This is a genomic window from Kutzneria chonburiensis (genome assembly GCF_028622115.1).
In the GTDB taxonomy this organism is placed as follows: domain Bacteria; phylum Actinomycetota; class Actinomycetes; order Mycobacteriales; family Pseudonocardiaceae; genus Kutzneria; species Kutzneria chonburiensis.
In genome coordinates, this window is the sequence record NZ_CP097263.1 from 8,778,186 (window position 1) to 8,799,894 (window position 21,709).

Genomic DNA, 21,709 nt, shown 5'->3' on the forward strand with positions numbered 1-21,709 from the left:
GCAACAGCGCCCCCGCCACGCGGGGGCGCTGTTGTTGTCCGGGTTCGCGTCAGGCGCGCATCAGGGCCGTGTCAAGGGCGGCCGGCACAGTGGAGCCAACGACCCACGATCCGGAGGGAACGAGATGCCCGGCCTGGAGCCAACTCTGCGCCCGCTGACCGCGGCCCAGCTCGGTGTCTGGTACGCGACGCGCATCGACCCGGCCAACCCCAGCCACAACACCGGCGACCACGTCGAGATCCGGGGCCGGCTGGACGTCGAGCAGTTCCGCGCCGCGCTGCGGATCGTGGCCGCCGAGACCGAGGCGCTGCGCACCCGCTTCGTGGACGGCCCGGCCCAGCTGGTGCTGGACAAGCCGGACTGGGAGCTGACGGTTGTCGACGCCGACCCGTACCAGTGGATGCAGGCGGATCTCGCCACTCCCGTCGATCTGACGGCCGATTCCCTTGTTGCGCAGGCCCTTTTCGTTCTCGTCGAGGATCACTTCCTGTGGTACCAGCGGGTGCACCACATCCTCCTGGACGGCACCGGCAGCGGGCTGGTGATGCGCCGCGTGGCCGAGGTCTACAGCGCCCTGGTCATGAGCGCTGACATCCCGCCCGCGACGTTCGGCGACATCGGCGTACTGGCTGAGGATGAGGCGGTCTACCGGGAGACTGCTGCCTTTGAGCGTGATCGGGCGTACTGGGCGTCGGCACGGCCGGAGCCGGTCACGCTGGCCGGTCGTGGCGCGCCGGTGAGCAACACCTTCCACCGCAGCGCCCACTCAGTTTCACAGTCCACTGTGGACCTACTTGCTGATCTTCCCGGTGGTTGGCCGACGGCGGTGGTCGCGGCGACGGCACTGTACCTGAGCCGGATGACCGGGACCGCCGAGGTGGTGCTGGGCTTCCCGGCTGCCGCCCGCGTGAGTCGGGCGAGCCGGACGGTCCCGGGCATGGTGGCCAACGTGCTGCCGCTGGCCGTTGGCGTCACGCCGGCCACGACCGTGGGTGAGCTCCTGGCCCATACGGCTGACCAGACGTCGAAGGCGTTGCGGCACCAGCGTTACCGCTTCGAGGACCTGCGCCGCGACGCCAAGCGTGCCGGCGGCGACGGCCGGCTGTACGGCCCGGTGGTCAACATCATGCCGTTCGGCGACGACCTTCGGTTCGGCGAGCTGCCGGGCGTGGTGCACCGGATGTCCACCGGCCCGGTCGACGACGTCAAGGTGTCGGTGTACCCGGCGGCCGACGGCGGCCTGCGGCTGGACGTCGATGCCAACCCGGCCCTGTACGACGCGGAAACCACGGTGGCGCACGGCCGTCGCATTCTCTCCCTGCTCACCGCCCTCGCCGAGACGGGCCTGACCACGCCGACCGGTCGCCTGGACATTCGGGTCGCCGACGAGCGCGTGACCCTGGACCCCGCACCGGCCGCCGAGGTCGAGCGCTGCCTGCCCGCGGTATTCGAGGAGCAGGCGCGGCGCGCCCCCGAGGCCCCGGCCGTGACGTTCGACGGCGTGACCCTGACTTACGGCGAGCTCAACGAACGCTCGAATCGCCTGGCGCACCTGCTGATCGGCTCCGGTGTGGGGGCCGAGGACCTGGTGGCCATCGCGCTGCCCCGGTCGCTGGACATGATCGTCGCGATGCTGGCTGTCGTGAAGGCCGGCGCGGCCTACCTGCCCGTCGACCCGCAGTACCCGCCGGCCCGCATCGCCTACCTGCTGAACGACGCCGACCCGGTGTGCGTGATCACCAACTCCGAGGTCGGCACCGTGCTGCCGGCCGAGGTGGACCGGGTCGTGCTGGACGAGGAGGCCACCGCACAGAAGCTGGCCCAGGTGTCGGGGGAGAATCCGACCGACGCCGACCGGTTCAGCCCGCTGGACCCGGCGCACCCGGCCTACGTGATCTACACCTCCGGCTCCACCGGCCGCCCCAAGGGCGTGCTGGTGACGCACGCCAACGTGGTGCGGCTCTTCACCTCCACCGAGCGTTGGTTCCACTTCGGACCGATGGACGTGTGGACCCTGTTCCACTCCTTCTCGTTCGACTTCTCGGTGTGGGAGAGCTGGGGCCCGCTGCTGTACGGCGGCCGGCTGGTGATCGTGCCGCACGCGATCACCCGTTCCCCCAACGACTTCCTCCGGCTGCTGTCGGACGAGCGCGTCACCGTGCTGAACCAGACGCCGTCGGCCTTCTACCAGCTGATGGAGGCCGACCGCGAGGACCCGAGGCCGCTTTCCCTGCGGTACGTGGTGTTCGGTGGCGAGGCGCTCGACCCGCATCGGCTGATGGAGTGGTACGAGCGGCACGCCGACGACGCGCCGCGCCTGGTCAACATGTACGGCATCACCGAGACCACGGTGCACGTCACCCACCGCGAGCTCGGTCGCGACAGCGCTCGTCCCGGTGCCGCGAGCGACATCGGCGTCGGCATTCCCGATCTCCGCGTGCACGTCCTCGATGACGCCCTGCGGCCGCTGCCCGACGGCGTGGCCGGCGAGATCTACGTTTCCGGCGCCGGTCTGGCGCGCGGCTACCTCGGCCGCCCCGACCTGAGCTCGGAGCGTTTCGTCGCCGACCCCAATGGCCTGGCCGGCAGCCGGATGTACCGCACCGGCGACGTCGCCCGTCGTCGCCCCGACGGCTCGCTGGAGTACGTGGGCCGGGCCGATCACCAGGTCAAGATCCGTGGTTTCCGGATCGAGCTGGGCGAGATCGAGGCCACCCTCGCCGCCTACCCCGGCGTCGGCAACGTGGCCGTGGTGGCTCGCGAGGACCGGCCAGGCCACAAGATGCTCGTCGCCTACGTGGTCCCGGCTTCGGGCGCCGAGGTCAACGCCGTCGCGCTGCGCCGGCACGCCGCTGACACCATGCCCGAACACTACGTGCCGGCGGCTTTCGTCGTCCTGGACAAGATTCCCCTGACCGCCAACGGGAAGCTGGACCGCAAGGCGTTGCCCGAGCCGGTGTTGGCTGGCGGCGACGCCCAGCCGGCCAGCCAGCGTGAGATGGTCCTGAGTGGACTATTCGCTGATGTGCTGCGGGTCTCGAACGTCGGCGTGGACGACGACTTCTTCCGCCTGGGCGGCGATTCCCTGCTGGCGGATCAGCTGGCCCGGTTGGTGCGGGCCGAGCTCGGCGTTGAGCTGACCATCGGCCAGGTCTTCGACTCGCCGACCGTCGCGGGCGTCGCCCGCCTGCTCGATGACGCTGCGACCGGCCGTCCGCCGCTGCGCGCGGTCGAGCACGAAGGCGCGGTCCCGCTGTCGTATTCGCAGATGCGGCTGTGGTTCCTGGACCGCCTTGAAGGCCCGGGCCCGACGTACAACATCCCGGTCGGGGTGCGGCTGCGCGGCCGTTTGGACCGCGAGGCACTCACCGCCGCACTGGCCGATCTGGTGCAGCGCCACGAGATCCTGCGCACGGTGTATCCCGAGGTCGACGGCGCGCCGAGCCAGGTGGTCATCGACGCCGCCCCACAGATCGTGGTGGAAAATCTGACGGATACCGCTTTCCGCGAGGCTGCCCGCAAGGGCTTCGACCTGGCCACCGAGATTCCACTCCGCGTCCACCTCTTCGAGGCCGGGTCGGACGACCATGTCCTGCTTCTGTTGATTCACCACATCGCGGGCGACGGCTGGTCGCTGGCGCCGCTGGGGCGCGATCTTTCGCTGGCCTACGAGGCCCGAATCAACGGGAATGCGCCGGAGTTCGAGCCGCTGCCGGTGCAGTACAAGGACTTCGCGGTCTGGCAGCGGGGGCTGCCGCTGGACGAGCAGTTGGCGTACTGGCGCAACCAGCTGGCCGACCTGCCGGAGTGGCTGGAGCTGCCGACGGATCATCCGCGACCGGCGGTCACGAGCTACCAGGGCGAGACGGTGCCGCTGGCCATCGACCCGGAGCTGCACGTGGGCCTGCTGCGGCTGGCCCGTGACCACAAGGTCACGCTGTTCATGGTGCTTCAGGCCGGCCTTGCGGCGTTGCTGAGCGGTCTCGGGGCCGGCACGGACATTCCGATCGGCACGCCGGTGGCGGGTAGGAGCGACCGGGCGACCGACGAGCTCGTGGGCTGCTTCATCAACACGTTGGTGCTGCGTAACGACCTGGCTGGCGACCCGACGTTCGCGGAACTGCTACGCCGGGTGCGGGCCACCGACCTGGCGGCGTTTGCCCATCAGGACGTGCCGTTCGAGCAGCTGGTGGAGATGATCAGCCCCGATCGGTCGCTGTCCAAGCAGCCGCTGTTCCAGGTGATGCTGGTGCTCCAGAACACCCCGGAGTCCATGGTGGACTTCGGCGGCACGGCGGGCGAGCTGGCACCGGTGCACTGCGGCGTGGCGAAGTTTGATCTCACCGTCGAGCTGACCGAGCGCCGCGACGGCCAGGGCATTCACGGTTTCCTGGAGTACAGCAGCGATCTGTTCGAGGCCGAGACGGCTCAGGACATCGGGAAGCGCCTGGTCACGCTGCTGACGGCGGCGGTGGCCAAGCCGAACAAGCCGGTCAGCCGCATCGATCTGCTGGCCGCCGACGAGCGCGAGACCGTGCTGCGGACCTGGAACGACACGGCGACCGAGATACCCGGCCAGGGTATTGCTGAGCTGTTCGAGCAGCAGGTGGCTCGCACCCCGGACGCCGTGGCGCTGATCCCCGGTGACATCACGTATGCCGAGCTGAACGAGCGGGCCAACCGGTTCGCCCGCAAGCTGATCGACGAAGGAGCCGGTCCCGAGACCGGCGTGGCGATCCTGATGGATCGTGGCGTCGAGCTCGTGGTGGCGATCCTGGCGGTGCTCAAGACCGGCGCGTTCTATGTGCCGCTGCACCCGCGCTACCCCGAGCCCCGGATGCGGCTGATGGTCGCCGAGACCGGCTGCTCGATCCTGATCACGGACCGCTCGACCACACTGGACCTCCGGGTCGTTCAGGAGCCGGCCGTCGGCGACGGCGAGAACCTCGGTGTGGCAACGCATCCGGAGCAGCTGGCGTACGTGATGTACACCTCGGGCTCCACCGGCCGCCCCAAGGGCGTGGCCGTCACGCAGCGGGATGTTGTTGCCCTTGCTGGTGATCGTGCCTTCCAGGGCGGCGCGCACCGCCGGATCCTGGTGCACTCCCCGCATTCCTTCGACGCCTCCACGTACGAGCTGTGGGTGCCGTTGCTGTCCGGCGGTCAGCTGGTGATCGCCCCGGCCGGCGAGACCGACACCGCGGAGCTGGCCAAGCTGATCACCGAGCACGGCGTCACAGCGCTCTGGTTGACCGCCGGCCTGTTCGGGCTGATGGCCGAAGAACACGCCGACTGCTTCGCCGACGTCCGCCAGGTCTGGGCCGGCGGCGACGTCCTGCCGCCCGACGCGGTACGGAAGGTCCTGGCCGCGGCTCCGAACACGGTGGTGGTCAACGGTTACGGCCCGACCGAGACCACGACGTTCGCCGCGAACCGGCCGACCAAGGCCGGCACGGACATCGGCGCGAAGATCCCGATCGGCCGGCCGCTGGACAACATGCAGCTGTACGTGCTGGACGACGGCCTGCGCCCGGTGCCGCCCGGCAGCGTCGGCGAGCTGTACATCGCCGGTGCCGGTCTCGCTCGCGGCTACGTCGGCCAGCCCGGCGCCACGGCTGAGCGGTTCGTGGCCAATCCCTTTGACGGCAGCCGGATGTACCACACCGGAGACCTGGTCCGCTGGTCGCGCCACGGCGAGCTGGAGTTCGTCGGCCGTGCTGACGGACAGGCCAAGCTGCGCGGCTACCGGATCGAGCTCGGCGAGATCGAGACGGCGCTGGCCAAGCACCCGGACGTCAGCCAGGCGTCGGTGATCATCCGTGAGGACCGGCCCGGCGACAAGCGTCTCGTCGGCTACATCGTCGGCACGGCAACGAATCTGGGCGACTGGCTGTCCCGCGAGCTGCCCGACTACATGGTGCCGGCCACGTTCGTCGCGCTGGACGCGCTGCCGCTGACCACCAACGGCAAGGTCGACCGCAAGGCGCTGCCCGCGCCCGACTACGAGGTCGAGCCGGCCGGCCGGCAGCCCCGTGGCCAGCGAGAAGAGCTGATGTGCGGGCTGTTCTGCGAGGTACTGGGCCTGTCGCAGGTCGGCGTGGACAACGGGTTCTTCGACCTCGGCGGCGACAGCATCATGTCGATCCAGCTCGTCAGCCGGGCCCGCAAGGCCGGCTTGGTGATCACGCCGAGGGACGTCTTCGAGCACCGCACCCTGGTGCGCTGGCCCGCGCCGCGCGGGACCTCGACACCGCTGCCGCACCGGTGCGGGACGACGCTATCGGCCCCTTCGAGCCGACGCCGATCATGCGCTGGCTGCTGGAACGCGGCGGCCCGATCGACGCTTTCAGCCAGTCCATGCTGGTCACAGCACCTAAAGATGCAGACGCCGACCGGCTCGGACATGCGTTGAAGGCGGTGATCGCGCACCACGACACGCTGCGGATGCGGCTCACCACCGACGGTCCGCTGATCGACGATGCCGCCGACTACGACATCCTGCGCGTCGCGACGGGCAGCCTCGCGGAGGAAGCCGCCGCGGCTCGAAGCCGTCTCAATCCCGCTACCGGCACCATGGTTCAAGCCGTATGGTTCCAGGAGACGGCCAAGCTCCTGATCACCATTCACCACCTGGTCGTCGACGGTGTCTCCTGGCGGATCCTGCTTCCGGATCTGGCCGCGGCATGGGACGGGCAACCGTTGCAGCCCAACGGAACCTCGTTCCGCCGCTGGTCGCAGGTCCTCGCAAAGACTGACCGCAGCAACGAGCTCCAGCACTGGCGGGACACGCTGAGCCGCCCGGACACCACGCTCACGAACACCCCACTGGACCCGGCGAAGGACGTGGCCGGCACGGCGGAGCACCTGACCGTCACCCTGCCGGCCAAGTTCACCCAGCCGCTGCTCGGCACGGTGCCGGCCAAGTTCCACGGCAACGTCAACGACGTGCTGCTGACCGCCTTCGCCTTCGCGGTGGCGGACTGGCGTCGGCGACGTGGCCTGGGCAACGCGACGGATGTGCTGCTGGACCTGGAAAGCCACGGTCGGGAGCAGCTGGCCGACGACATCGACCTTTCCCGCACGGTCGGCTGGTTCACCAGCATGTACCCGGTGCGGATCGGCGTCGATCAGACCATTGTGGACGGTCAACTGGTGAAGAAGGTCAAGGAACAGCTGCGGGCGGTGCCCGGCAACGGCATCGGCTTCGGCCTGCTGCGCGACGAGGTCGAGGATCTGCCGAAGCCGCAGCTGGCCTTCAACTACCTGGGCCGGTTCACCGCCGAATCCGGTGTCTGGACGGCAACTCCGGACGCCGAGACGCTGGGCGACGGCACCGACGCCGCCCTGCCGCTGGCCCACCTGATCGAGCTCAACGCGGTCGCCAACGACGGACCGGACGGGCCGACGCTGGCCGCCACCTGGTCCTGGGCGGCGCGACTGCTGTCCCGTGACGCCGTCGACGACCTGGCCCGGACGTTCACCAGGGCCCTGGAGAACGTCGTCACCGAGTCCGACCGGCAGGACGCCGGCGGCCACACGCCTTCCGACCTGCCGCTGGTCTCGCTGAGCCAGGAGCAGATCGACCTACTGGAAGCCGCATGGAGGGTTTCGCGATGACGAGCACGCAATCGGGACTCGCGGACGTCCTGCCGCTCTCGCCGTTGCAGGAAGGGCTGCTGTTCCACGCCACCTACGACGAGCAGGCGGTCGACGTCTATGCCGTGCAGCTGGTGTTCGAGCTGGCCGGCCGGGTCGACGGGGAGCGGCTCCGCCAGGCGGTGGACGCGCTGCTGCGCCGGCATCCCAACCTGCGCGCGGCGTTCTGGCAGCAGGGCCTGGACCGTGCGGTACAGGTGGTGCCGCATCAGGTGTCCGTTCCGTTCACGGAACTGGCCGACGACAAGGACTTGGACCGGATCCTCGAAGAGGACCGGGCCACGCCGTTCGACTTCGCCCGGCCGCCGCTGCTGCGCTGCATGCTGGTCAAGCGGTCGGACGAGCACTACACGTTCGTCTTCACCACGCACCACATTCTCATCGACGGGTGGTCGATGCCGTTGCTGGTGCAGGAGTTGTTCCACCTCTACGGCTCGTACGGCGACGACTCGGGCCTGCCGGCCGCGACCCCGTACCGCAACTACCTGAGCTGGCTCGCCGGCCAGGATCCGGCTGTCGCCAAGGCGGCCTGGGCCGATGCGTTGCACGGCCTCGAGGAGCCGACCCTGCTGGCCCCGGCCGATCCCGGCCGCCCCAACCTGTTCCCCGAGCAGATCAGCGTTGTCCTGCCGGCCGAGTTGACGTCCAAGCTGCGCAGCGCCGCCCGCGGCGCCGGCCTGACGGTGAACACGCTGGTCCAGGGCGCGTGGGCGATGGTCATCGGCTACCTGTCCGGCCGCGACGACGTCGTCTTCGGCGCGACCATGGCCGGCCGCCCGCCGGAGGTGCCGGGCATCGAGTCCATGCTCGGCCTGTTCATCAACACCCTCCCGGTGCGCGTTCGCCTCCAGCCCGGCGACAGCCTGCGGAACGCCTTGAGCCGCGTGCAGGACGAGCAGTCCCGGCTGATCAGCCACCAGCACCTCGGCCTGACCGAGATCCAGCGGGCCGCCGGGCACCGCGAGCTGTTCGACGCCGTGGTGGTGTTCGAGAACTACCCGCTGGACCGCGGTGTGCTGACCTCCGAGGCCGGCGGCATGCGGATGACCGGCATCTCGGTCAACGACGCCACCCACTACCCGTTGAGCCTGCTGGTCATTCCTGGCGAAACCACGACCCTGCGCCTGGACTACCGGCCCGACCTGTTCGACAGCACCGCGGCTCAGTCCATTGTGGACCGCTTTGCGGCCTTGCTGGCGACGATCGCCGACGACATCGACGTGCCGATCGGCCGGATCAACCTGCTGTCACCACGAGAAAAGCTGGCTTTGGTCGCCACCGCCGGACCGACCGAAGACGTGCCGGCGGACTCGCTGGCCGACCTGTTCGAGGAGCAGGTTCGCCGCGCCCCCGAGGCCACGGCCGTTCGCTTCGAGAACGAATCCCTGACTTACGCCGAGCTGAACGAACGCGCGAACCGTTTGGCGCACAACCTGATCGCCCAAGGCGTCGGCCCGGAGAGCGTGGTCGCGCTGCAACTGCCGCGGTCCACCGAGATGATCGTGGCCCTGGTCGCGATCCTCAAGGCCGGCGGCGCCTACCTGCCGATCGACCCCGAGTACCCGCCGGCCCGCATCGAGTACATGCTCTCCGACGCCGCCCCGGACCTCGTGCTCGACCTCGAGACGGTGCAAGGCGATGGCCCGAGCACCAACCCGGTGGTGCGGCGGAAGCCGAGCAACCCCGTCTACGTCATCTACACCTCGGGCTCCACCGGCACCCCCAAGGGCATCGTCATGCCCCAGTCCGTGCTGGTGAACCTGGTCTGCTGGCACCAAAGGGAAATCGGCGGCGGCGTCGGCACGGTCACCGCCCAGTTCACCACCATCAGCTTTGACGTCGCCGCGCAGGAGATCCTGTCCGCCCTGCTGTTCGGCAAGACCCTGGCGATCCCGACCGACGAGACCCGGCGCAGCGCCGAGCTGTTCGCGCAGTGGTTGCGGGACAACGAGGTCAACGAGCTGTTCGCGCCCAACCTGGTGATCGAAGCGGTCTGTCAGGCCGCGCTGGAGCAGGACATCCAGCTGCCGGCGCTGACCCACATCGCGCAGGCCGGCGAGGCCATGACGCTGGGCGAGCAGATCCGCGGCTTCCACCGCGCCGGCTCGACTCCCCAGCTGCACAACCACTACGGCCCGGCCGAGACCCACGTGGTCACCGCTTCCACCGTGCCGTCGGACATCGAGCAGTGGCCGCACCACCCGCCGATCGGCCGCTCCATCGCCAACTCCCGCGTCTACGTGCTCGACGCCGCCCTGAGGCCGGTCCCGCAAGGTGTTGTCGGTGAGCTGTACATCGCCGGCGACGCGCTGGCCCGTGGCTACCTCGGCCGGCCTGACCTGTCGGCCACCAGGTTCGTCGCGGATCCGTTCGGGGACAACGGTTCCCGTATGTACCGTACGGGCGACCTGACCCGCTGGTCGGCGCTGGGCGAGCTGGAGTTCGTCGGCCGCGTCGACCACCAGGTCAAACTGCGCGGCTTCCGCGTCGAGCTCGGCGAGGTCGAAGCCGTCGTCGCCGCCTGCCCCGGCGTGACCCGCGCGGCCGTCATCGCCCGCGACGCCTCGCTCGTGGCCTATGTGGTTGGCACGGTTGAACCCGCTGCTATCAGGGCTTTTGTCGCCGATCGGCTGCCGGACTACATGGTCCCGTCGGCCGTGATGGTGCTGGACGACCTGCCGCTCAACGCGAACGGCAAGCTCGACCGGGCCGCGCTGCCCGAGCCGGTGGCCGAGGCCAAGGGCCGCGAGCCGCGGTCGGTCGTCGAAGAGGTGCTGTGCTCGCTGTTCGCCGAAGTCCTTGGCGTGCCGCAGGTCGGCGTGGACGACGGCTTCTTCGAGCTCGGCGGCCACTCCCTGCTGGCCACCCGCCTGGTCTCCCGGATCCGGACCGTGCTCGGCGCCGAGCTGACCGTACGGAGCCTGTTCGAGGCCCCGACCGTCGCCGGCCTGGCGCAGGCAGTCGACGGTCGCGACGGCGAGCGCCGCCCGGCGCTGGTCCCGGCCGTGCGCGGCGAGCGTGTCCCGCTTTCCTCGGCGCAGCGCCGACTGTGGTTCCTGCACCGCATCGAGGGCCCGAGCGCGACGTACAACATCCCCATCGGCCTGCGCATGTCCGGCGAGCTGAACCTCACCGCGCTGCGCGCCGCCGTACGGACATCGTGGCCCGCCACGAAACCCTGCGCACGGTGCTCCCCGAGGCCGATGGCGTACCGTACCAGCACGTTCTGCCGGAGGCGATCCCGGTTTTCGCCACGGTTCGCGTGACCGAGGACGAGCTGCCCCAGGCCATCGCCGAGGCCGGCCGCTACACCTTCGACCTGGCCACCGAACTGCCGCTGCGGGTCACGCTTTTCCAGTTGTCCGAACAGGAACATGTGCTGTGCCTGCTACTGCACCACATCGCCGGTGACGGCTGGTCGCTCGCGCCGCTGGTCCGCGACCTCGGCATGGCCTACGCCGCCCGCCGCGACGGCGGCCGTCCGGCCTGGCCGGACCTGCCCGTGCAGTATGTGGACTACACGCTCTGGCAGCAGGATCTGTTGGGCTCCGAGGACGATCCGAACAGCCTTGCAGCCAAGCAACTTCAGCACTGGACTACCGAGCTGGCCGGTGCGCCGCAGCAGTTGGACCTGCCGGCCGACCACCGTCGCCCAGCGGTGGCCCGCTTCCGCGGCCAGACCGTGCCGTTCGAGCTGGACGAGCACGTGCACGCCGCGCTGTCGAAGTTGGCGCGGGACAACCAGGTCACGCTGTTCATGGTGTTCCAGGCGGCGTTCGCCACACTGCTGACCCGTATGGGGGCCGGCACGGACATCCCGATCGGCAGCCCGATCGCCGGCCGCACCGACGAGGCCATGGACAACCTGGTCGGCTTCTTCGTCAACACGTTGGTGCTGCGCACCGACACGTCCGGCGACCCGAGCTTCCGTGACCTGCTGTCCCGGGTGCGCAAGGCCGGCCTGGCCGCGTTCGCCCACCAGGACCTGCCGTTCGAGAAGCTGGTCGAGCACCTCCAGCCGGAGCGCTCGCTGTCCCGCAACCCGCTGTTCCAGGTGCTGCTGGCCTTCCAGAACATGCCCGGCGGGCTGACCGAGTTCCCCGGACTGACCATCACCACCGAGCCGGTGCGGGTCGACTTCGCCAAGTTCGACCTGGCCCTGGCCGTGCGCGAACGGTTCGAGGGCGGCATCGAAGGCGACTTCGAGTTCAACACCGACCTGTTCGAGCGCGGCACGGTCGAGGCCTTCGGCCAGCGGCTCGTTGGGGTCCTCGCGGCCGTCGCGGCCGACCCGAAGCGGCCGATCAGCCAGCTCGACGTGATGGTGCCGGGGGAGCGGGATCGCCTGGTCATCGAGCACAACGCCACGCCGACGGCCGGCGACGCGGACACCGTGCCGGCGCTGTTCCGGCAGCGCGTGGCCGAGGCCCCGGACGCGACCGCGGTGGTGTTCGAGGGCGAGCAGCTGACGTATGCCGAGCTGGACGACCGGTCAAATCGGTTGGCACGGCTGCTGATCGCCAGCGGGGCCGGCGCGGAACGGCTGGTGGCGCTGGGTTTGCCGCGCTCGATCGACCTGGTCGTGGCCCAGCTGGCGGTGCTCAAGGCCGGCGCGGCATACCTGCCCGTCGACCCGGATTACCCGTCTGAGCGCATCGCGTACATGCTGGGCGACGCCAAACCGGCGCTGCTGCTCACGCACACCGACCTGGCCTCACGCTGGCCCGATCTGCCCACGATCTTCCTGGATGGCCTTGAGCTGGACCGATATTCGGCGCAGGCGCCGGAAGTGTCGGTCTCGGTGGCGCACCCGGCCTACGTCATCTACACCTCGGGCTCCACCGGCCGCCCCAAGGGCGTTGTGGCGTCGCACTTCGGCGCGAAAGCCCTGGTCAGCTCGCAGCGGGAACGGCTCGGCGTCGGCGCCGGCAGCCGCGTGCTCCAGTTCGCGTCGACGAGCTTCGACGCGGCGTTCTGGGAGCTGTGCATGGGCCTGCTCTCCGGGGCGACCCTGGTGCTGGCCCCGGCCGACCGGCTGCTGCCCGGAAACGCCCTGGTCACGCTGCTGACGCAGCAGCGGATCACGCACGTCACGCTGCCGCCGGCCGCGCTGCCGGTGATGGCCCCGCAGGAGTGGCCGACCGGCGTCACGCTGGTCGTGGCCGGTGAGGCCACCGCGCCTGACCTGGTCGAACGCTGGTCCGAGGGCCGCGTGATGATCAACGCGTACGGCCCGACCGAGACCACGGTCTGCGCCACCATGAGTACCCCGCTGACCGGTGCGGTCGTGCCGCCGATCGGCTCGCCGATCATGGACGCCCGGATGTACGTGCTGGACGACCAGCTGCGGCCGGTGCCGACCGGCGCGGTCGGCGAGCTCTACCTGGCCGGCGCGGGCCTGGCCCGCGGTTACCTCAACCGGCCAGACCTGTCGGCGACCCGGTTCCTGGCCGATCCGTTCGGCCCGGCCGGCGCGCGGATGTACCGATCCGGCGACCTCGGGCGGTGGCGCGCCGACGGCACGCTGGAGTTCGTCGGCCGCGTCGACGACCAGGTCAAGGTGCGCGGTTTCCGGATCGAGCTGGGCGAGGTCGAGGCGGCGCTGTCCGAGTGCCCCGAGGTGTCGCAGGCCGCCGTGATCGCCCGTGACGGGCAGCTCGTCGGGTACATCGTGCCGGCTGAGGACAGTGAGCAGCTCGACGTCGAGCATGTGGACGAGTGGCAGCGGACGTACGAGTCGGTGTACGAGAATGCCGGCAGCGGTGAGTTCGGCCAGAACTTCGAGGGCTGGAACTCGAGCTACGACGGCACGCCGATCCCGCTGGAGCAGATGCGGGAGTGGCGCGACGCCACCGTGCAGCGAATCCTTGCCCTGCAACCCAAGCGCGTTCTGGAGCTGGGCGTCGGCAGCGGTCTGATCATGGCCGAGGTGGCCCCGCACTGCGAGGCGTACTGGGGCTCGGACTTCTCCACCGCCGTGATCGACGCCTTGCAGGCGCAGATCGCGGAGCGGCCCGACTACGCGGCGAAGGTGCAGCTCAAGGCGGCCGCCGCGCACGAGCTCGACGGCTTCCCGACCGGCCACTTCGACGTGGTCGTGATCAACTCGGTCAGCCAGTACTTCCCGAACGCCGCCTACCTCCACGACGTGATCACCGGCGCGCTGGCGCTGCTGGCCCCGGGCGGCACGGTGTTCGTCGGCGACGTCCGCAACCTGCGCACGCTGCCGGCCCTGCACGCCGCCATGGAGCACGGCCGTACTGAGCGGGAACTTGTTGTCGCGCCCGAGTTCTTCGCCTCGATCCCGGGTGTGGCCGCGGTCGACATCCAGCTGGAGCGCGGTTCGTTCCACAACGAGCTGACCCGGCACCGCTACCACGTCGCCCTGCACAAGGACACTGCTCAGGTCGTTGATGTGGCGGATGCGCCGGTTCTCGAGTGGACCGACCTGGACGCGCTGCGGGTGGCGTTGGTCGGCGAGCAGCTGCGGGTGGTCAACGTCCCGAACAGCCGGTTGTTCACCGAGCGCGGCGGGTCGACGCCGGTGGACGTGGAGGAATTCCACGCGCTGGGCGAGGAGCTGGGTTACCGCGTGGCGGTGACCTGGGCCGCGGACGACCTGGTCGACGTTGTTTTCACTACAGCCGACGGTGTACTGGATGGTGTATACCGTCCACTGGAAGACGGTAGTCCGTCGACCAACGAGCCCAGCCGGATCCAGCACAAGCCGGCCCTGGCGGCCTCGATCCGTACCCGGCTGGGCAACTGGCTGCCCAAGCACATGGTGCCGGCGTTCGTCGTCGTGCTGGACGAGATGCCGCTGACCCCCAACGGAAAGGTCGACCGCAAGGCGCTGCCCGCGCCCGACCTGGCCGCCGGCTCCACCGGCCGGGCCCCGCGCAACTCCCGCGAGCAGGTGCTGTGCACGCTGTTCGCCGAGGTGCTTGGCGTGCCCGAGGTCGGCATCGAGGACAACTTCTTCGACATGGGCGGGCATTCGCTGCTGGCCACCCGCCTGGTCAGCCGGATCCGCGCCACGCTGGCGGCGGAGATCGGCGTGCGGGACCTGTTCGAGGCCCCGACCGTGGAGTCCCTCGCGCTGGCCCTGGACACCGCCGACCAGGCCCGGCCGCCGCTGGTCGCCGGCCCGCGGCCGGAGCTGGTGCCGCTGTCCTTCGCCCAGCGCCGGCTGTGGTTCCTCAACCAGCTGGAGGGGCCGAGCCCGACGTACAACATCCCGCTGCCGCTGCGGCTGGCCGGACCGATCGACCAGGACGCCATGCGATTGGCGCTGTCCGACCTGGTGGCCCGGCACGAGAGCCTGCGCACGGTCTTCCCGGCCCACAACGGCGTGCCGTACCAGGAGATTCTCGCCGACGCGACGCCGGTGCTGGAGGTCGCGGAGTTCACCGACGACGCCGTGGCCAATGCCGCGCGGCACTGCTTCGACCTGGCCGGCGAGCTGCCGATCCGGGCCTGGCTGTTCGAGAACGGCCCCGAGGACCACGTGCTTCTCGTGCTGCTGCACCACATCGCGGCCGACGGCTGGTCGTGGTCCCCGCTGGCCCGCGACCTGGCCACGGCCTACGCCGCCCGGCGTGACGGAGCCGCCCCGACCTGGGCCCCGCTGCCCGTGCAGTACGCGGATTACACGCTGTGGCAACAGGATCTGCTCGACGGTCTGATGGACGAGCAGCTGGCGTACTGGGAGCGGGCCCTGGCCGGCATTCCGGAGCAGCTGGAGCTGCCGACCGACCGGCCGCGGCCGGCGGTGGCCGGGCACGACGGCGACGCGGTGCCGTTCCGTATCGAGAACCGGCTCTACCGTGGCCTGCTCGACCTGGCCAAGGACTCGCAGGCGACCGTGTTCATGGTGCTACAGGCCGCTTTCGCCGCGTTGCTGACGCGGATGGGTGCTGGCACGGACATTCCGATCGGCAGCCCGATCGCCGGTCGTACCGATGAGGCGTTGGACGATCTGGTCGGGTTCTTCGTGAACACGTTGGTGCTGCGCACCGACACGTCCGGCGACCCGAGCTTCCGTGAGCTGCTGGACCGGGTTCGCGCCACCAGCCTCTCCGCGTATGCCAACCAGGACCTGCCGTTCGAGAAGCTGGTCGAGCACCTCCAGCCCGAGCGTTCGCTGTCGCGGCACCCGCTGTTCCAGGTCATGGTGGCCTTCCAGAACAGCGTCTCGGCCGATCTCGACCTGCCCGGCCTGGACGCCAAGCTGGAGACGACCGGCGTCGGCATCGCCAAGTTCGACCTGCACCTGAGCATCGCCGAGCGGGCGCGGGTGATCGACTGCGCGCTGGAGTACCGCAGCGACCTGTTCGACCGGTCGACCGTGGCGGCCATGACCGATCGCCTGTACCGGTTGCTGGAGTTCGCCGTCGCCTCGCCGGACCGTCCTATCGGGACGTTCGACCTGGTGACCGCCGACGAGCGTGAAGCCTTGCTCGCCGCCGGCACCGGTGTGACTCTGCCGGCGCCGGAGGTTTCGGTGCCGGAGCTGTTCGAGGCTGCGGTGGCTAAGACCCCGGACGCACGGGCGGTGCTGTTCGAAGGCGAGAGCGTCACGTTCGCCGAGCTCAACGCCCGGGCCAACCGCGTGGCGCACGCCCTGATCGCCCGGGGCGTGCGGCCGGAAACCGTGGTGGCGCTGGCCATGCCGCGGTCGATCGAGATGGTCGTGGCGCTGGTCGGCATCCTCAAGGCCGGCGCGGCGTACCTGCCGATCGACCCCGACTACCCGGCCAGCCGCGTCGAGTTCATGCTCGCCGACGCCGCCCCGGCGCTCGTGCTGACGCCGGAAGTGGTGTCCGAGCTGGACGGCCCCGACTCGAACCCGGAAGTCGCCATCGCCCAGGGGAATCCGGCGTACCTCGTCTACACCTCGGGGTCCACCGGCCGGCCCAAGGCGGTCGTGATGCCGACATCCGGTCTGGTCAACCTGCTGACCTGGCACCAGTGGCGGTTCGCCGACCGACCGGGCACGGTCACCGCGCAGTTCACCGCGATCGGCTTCGACTTCTCCGTGCAGGAGATCCTGGCGACGCTGGTCACCGGCCGCACGCTGGCCGTGCCGACCGAGGACGTGCGGCGGTCGGCCGAGCTGCTGGTGGGGTGGCTGGACGCCAATGCCGTCAGCGAGCTCTACGCGCCGAACCTGGTCATCGAGGCCATGGTCGAGGCCGCCGCCGAGCAGGGCACCGAGCTGCCGGCGCTGACCGACGTGCTTCAGGGCGGCGAGGCGCTGACCCTGAGCCCCCGGGTTCGCGCGTTCTTCGACCGCCCCGGCCGCCGGCTGCACAACGTGTACGGCCCGGCCGAGACCCACGCCTGCACCACGGATTCGTTGCCGGAGAACGTGGTCGACTGGCCTGCGATCGCATCCATCGGCGACACCGTGGCCAATGACCGGGTGTACGTGCTGGACAACGCGTTGCGGCTGGTGCCGCGCGGGGTCGTCGGCGAGCTGTACGTCGCCGGCAACGGCCTGGCCCGCGGCTACTTCAACCGCCCCGACATCTCGTCCACCCGGTTTGTCGCGGATCCGTTCAGCGCTGGCCGCATGTACCGCACCGGCGACCTCGTGCGCTGGTCGTCCACCGGCGCGCTGGAGTTCGTCGGCCGGGCCGACGACCAGGTCAAGATCCGGGGCTTCCGGGTCGAGCTGGGCGAGGTCGAGGCCGTCGTGGCCTGCTGCCCGGGTGTGAGCCGCGCGGCGGTTCTGGTGCGGGACAAGGCGTTGGTGGCCTACGTGACCGGCGCCGACCTGGTGCCGGCGACCGTCCGGGAGTACGTCGCCGGCCGACTGCCCGACTACATGGTGCCGACCTCGGTCGTGGTGCTGGACGAATTCCCGTTGACCGTCAACGGAAAGCTCGACCGCAAGGCGCTGCCGGCCCCGGTGCTGGACAGCAGCCAGCGTGAGCCGCGGACGGTGGTCGAGGAGGTGCTCTGCTCGCTGTTCGCCGAGGTCCTCAACCGACCGCAGGTCGGCGTGGACGACGGCTTCTTCGAGCTGGGCGGGCACTCGCTGCTGGCCACCCGGCTGGTGTCGCGGGTCCGGTCGGTGCTGGGCGTCGAGCTCTCGGTGCGCAGCCTGTTCGAGGCCCCGACCGTGGCCGGGCTGGCCCGGGTCGTCGGCGACATCGGCGACGACGCCCGGCCGACGCTGGCCCCGTACGAGCGCGGCGACCGGTTGCCGCTGTCCTTTGCCCAGCAGCGGTTGTGGTTCCTGCACCGGGTCGAGGGTCCGAGCCCGACCTACAACCTGCCGTTCGCGCTGCGCCTGACCGGGGCCCTGAACGAGGCCGCGTTGCAGGCGGCGGTGGACGCCCTGGTGGCTCGGCACGAGAGCCTGCGCACGATCTTCCCGGACGAGGATGGTGTGCCCTACCAGGAGATTCTCGACGACGTCAGCGTGGCGATCAAGGTCGTGCCGACCACGCCGGACGATCTGCCGGAGCTGTTGGCGGCCTCGGTTCGTGAGGGCATCGACCTGGCCTCCGAGCTGCCGCTGCGGGTCACGCTGTTCCGCCTGTCGGCCCACGAGCACGTGCTCTGCCTGCTGCTGCACCACATCGCGGGTGACGGCTGGTCACTCGCGCCGCTGGTGCGGGACCTGACCACGGCCTACGCGGCTCGGCGCAACGGAGTTGCGCCGAGGTGGCAGCCGTTGCCCGTGCAGTACGCGGATTACACGCTGTGGCAGCAGGAACTGCTTGGCACCGATGATGACCCGGACAGTGTGGTGTCCAAGCAGATCGAGTTCTGGCGGGGAGCCCTGGCCGGCGCCCCGGACGAGATCGACCTGCCGACCGACTACCCGCGGCCGGCGGTCAGCGCCAGTGACGGCGACACCGTGCTGTTCCACATCGAGCCGCCGCTGCACGCGGCCCTGACCGACCTGGCCCGCGGCACCGGGGCCAGCCTGTTCATGGTGCTCCAGGCGGCTTTTGCCACCTTGCTGACCAGGATGGGTGCTGGTACCGACATTCCGATCGGCACGCCGATCGCCGGTCGCACCGATGAGGCGTTGGACGACCTGGTCGGGTTCTTCGTGAACACGTTGGTGCTGCGCACCGACACGTCCGGCGACCCGAGCTTCCGCGAGCTGCTGGACCGGGTCCGGGCGGTGAACCTGGCTGCCTACGCCAACCAAGATCTGCCGTTCGAGCGGCTGGTCGAGGCGGTCAACCCGGAACGCACGCTCTCCCGGCACCCGTTGTTCCAGGTCATGCTGGCCTTGCAGAACACGCCCGAGGCCGCTCTGCGGCTGCCCGGCCTCGACGCCGCGGTGGAGCCGTTCGGTATCGGCATCGCCAAGTTCGATCTGACCGTGAACCTGACCGAGCGCGGCGACAACGGCGGCATCGACGCCGTGATCGAGTACCGCCGCGACCTGTTCGAGCGGGCTACCGCCGCCGCGCTGACCGAGCGGTTCCTGCGGGTTCTCGCCACGGTGGCGGCCGATCCGGAGCGTTCCATCGGCGACATCGACGTGCTCAAGGAGGCCGAGCACGCGGCCATCGCCGGCGGACTGGCCGGCTTGCCCGCGCCGTACGGGGTGGATTCCACTGTCGCCCACCGGTTTGCCGAGCAGGCCGACCGAACGCCGGACGCGGTGGCCGTCCGCGACGGGTTCCGGTCGCTGACCTACCGTGAGCTCGACGCGCAGGCCAACCGCGTGGCAAACCTTGTGTTGGAGCATGGTTCCCCGACCGTTGCCGTCCACATGGAACGGTCGGTCGACCTGGTGGTTGCCGTGCTGGGCATCCTCAAGGCCGGCAGTGCCTATGTCCCGCTGCACCACGGCTATCCGGTGGATCGCATGCGTCACGTGATCGCCGAGACCGGCGCTCGGGTGCTGCTGGCCGACCGGACCCAACCCGAGTTCGACTGCACAGTGCTCACCGTTGCTGACGCATCCGTTTACGCGGCAACGGATCCGGGCATTGCCGGCAATCCCGATGCACTGGCCTACGTGATGTACACGTCCGGCTCGACCGGTGTGCCCAAGGGCGTCGCGATCACTCAGCGCGATGTGCTCAGCCTGGCCTTCGACCGCTGCTGGCGGTCGGGTCCGGGGAGCGGGTGCTACTGCACTCCCCGCACGCCTTCGACATCTCCACCTACGAGCTGTGGGTGCCGCTGCTGGGTGGCGGTGAGATCGTCGTGGCCCCGGCCGGTGACCTCGACGTTTCCGTGCTGCGGCAGCTGATCCGCGACGAGCGGATCACCTGTCTGATGCTGACGGCCGGCCTGTTCGGCGTGCTGGCCGACGAGAGCCCGGACTGCTTTGCCGGGGTGCGTGAGGTGTGGACCGGTGGTGACGTCGTGTCCGCGACCGCCGTCCGCCGGGTGCAGAACGCTTGCCCCGACACGGTGATCCAGGTCCTGTACGGCCCCACGGAGACGACTCTCGGCGTCACCCACTACACCGTCGACCCGGCCCACGTGCCGGCGACGATGCCGATCGGCCGGCCGTTGGACGGCGTGCACTGCTACGTCCTCGACGAGAAGCTGCGGCCCGTGGCCAAGGGTGTCTCCGGCGAGCTTTACCTGTCCGGCGAAGGACTTGCCCGTGGCTACCTCGGCCGGCCCGGCCTCACGGCGGAACGGTTCGTGGCCAATCCCTTTGACGGCAGCCGGATGTACCGCACCGGCGACCTCGTGCGCTGGCGGGACGGCGGCCTGCTGGAGTTCGTCGGCCGCGCCGACGACCAGGTCAAGATCCGGGGCTTCCGGGTCGAGTTGGGCGAGGTCGAGACGGCCGTGGCCACGCACCCGGACGTCACCCGGGCCGCGGTCGTGGTCCGCGAGGTCCAGCCGGGCGACAAGCGCCTGGTCGGCTACCTGGTGGCCGACGAGCCTGACCTCGACGACCTGCGCCGGCACCTGACCGGCCTGCTGCCCGACTACATGGTTCCGTCGGCCTTCGTGCTCGTGGACCAGATCCCGTTGACCGCCAACGGAAAGGTTGACCTCAAGGCACTGCCCGCGCCGGCCTGGTCCAGCGGCGACTCGGAAGGCCCGCGCACCCCGCAGGAGGAAGTCCTCTGTGGACTGTTCGCCGAGGTGCTCGGCCTGGCCAAGGTCGGCCGGGACGAGGGCTTCTTCGACCTCGGCGGCCACTCGCTGCTGGTGACCCGGCTGGTCGGACGGATCTCGGCCACGCTGGGCGTGCAGGTCGGCATCCGCGACCTGTTCGAGTCGCCGACCGTCGCCGCGCTGGCCCAGCGCCTGGCTTCCGGCGGTGCCGGCGGCTCGCTGGACGTGGTGCTGCCGTTGCGGGCCAACGGAACCCTGCCGCCGCTGTTCTGCGTGCACCCGGCCGGCGGCATCGGCTGGATCTACTCCGGCCTGATGCGGCACCTGCCGGCCGAGCGGCCGATCATCGCGCTCCAGGCCCGTGGCCTCGACGGCTCGCCGGACCTGCCGGGCACCATCGAGGAGATGGCCGCCGACTACGTCGAGCAGATCCGCAAAACCCAGCCCGGAGGCCCGTACCACCTGCTCGGCTGGTCCTTCGGCGGCATGGTGGCGCACGAGATCGCGGTGCAGCTCCAGGCGGCCGGCGAGCGGATCGAGCTGCTCAGCGTGCTGGACGCGTTCCCGGCCAGCTTCGAGGAAGGGCACGTGCTGACCGAGCGGGAGATCATGATCCTGCTGCTCAACGCGGTCGGCCAGCGCCCGGAGTCGCTCGGCGACCGCCCGCTGACCCCGGAGACCGTGAAGGCGGTGCTGCGTGCGGAAGGCAGTGCGCTGGCCAACCTCAGCGAGCGGGACCTGGAGTCGATGCTCGCGGTGTTCGTCAACAACAGCACCCTGATCCAGCACTTCCAGCCCAAGGTCTACGACGGCGACCTGCTGTTCTTCACCGCCGCCCGCGGCCGTACCGCCGAATCGTCCACTGTGGAGGCTTGGCGCCCGCACGTGACCGGGGCACTGGCCAACACCGACATCGACGCCGACCACGGCGGCATGACCCAGCCGGACGCGCTGGCCGGGGTGGCCGCCGTCCTGAACCGGAAATGAGGAGCAA

At 70.1% G+C, this 21,709-nt stretch carries 5 protein-coding genes; all 5 read left to right on the plus strand.

Annotation, left to right across the window (positions count from 1 at the left end):
• Nucleotides 1-124 precede the first annotated feature (124 nt).
• Genes M3Q35_RS40850 through M3Q35_RS49040 form a run of 5 tightly spaced genes read left to right on the plus strand, consistent with a single transcriptional unit; the run spans nucleotide 125 to nucleotide 21,702 of the window.
• Nucleotides 125-6,412 (plus strand): non-ribosomal peptide synthetase, encoded by a 6,288-nt coding sequence (locus M3Q35_RS40850; protein WP_273937932.1) that lies wholly within the window; start codon nucleotides 125-127, stop codon nucleotides 6,410-6,412.
• A complete protein-coding gene (locus M3Q35_RS40855; protein WP_273944665.1) occupies nucleotides 6,358-7,617 on the plus strand; it encodes a condensation domain-containing protein in 1,260 nt (419 codons plus the stop codon). The genes M3Q35_RS40850 and M3Q35_RS40855 overlap by 55 nt, the downstream gene beginning before the upstream one ends.
• Nucleotides 7,614-10,922 (plus strand): amino acid adenylation domain-containing protein, encoded by a 3,309-nt coding sequence (locus tag M3Q35_RS40860; protein ID WP_273937933.1) that lies wholly within the window; start codon nucleotides 7,614-7,616, stop codon nucleotides 10,920-10,922. Before M3Q35_RS40855 ends, M3Q35_RS40860 begins: the two co-directional genes overlap by 4 nt.
• Nucleotides 10,817-19,885 (plus strand): non-ribosomal peptide synthetase, encoded by a 9,069-nt coding sequence (locus M3Q35_RS40865; RefSeq protein ID WP_273937934.1) that lies wholly within the window; start codon nucleotides 10,817-10,819, stop codon nucleotides 19,883-19,885. The genes M3Q35_RS40860 and M3Q35_RS40865 overlap by 106 nt, the downstream gene beginning before the upstream one ends.
• A complete protein-coding gene (locus M3Q35_RS49040) occupies nucleotides 19,789-21,702 on the plus strand; it encodes an alpha/beta fold hydrolase (protein ID WP_273944667.1) in 1,914 nt (637 codons plus the stop codon). Before M3Q35_RS40865 ends, M3Q35_RS49040 begins: the two co-directional genes overlap by 97 nt.
• The last annotated feature ends 7 nt before the right edge of the window (nucleotides 21,703-21,709 follow it).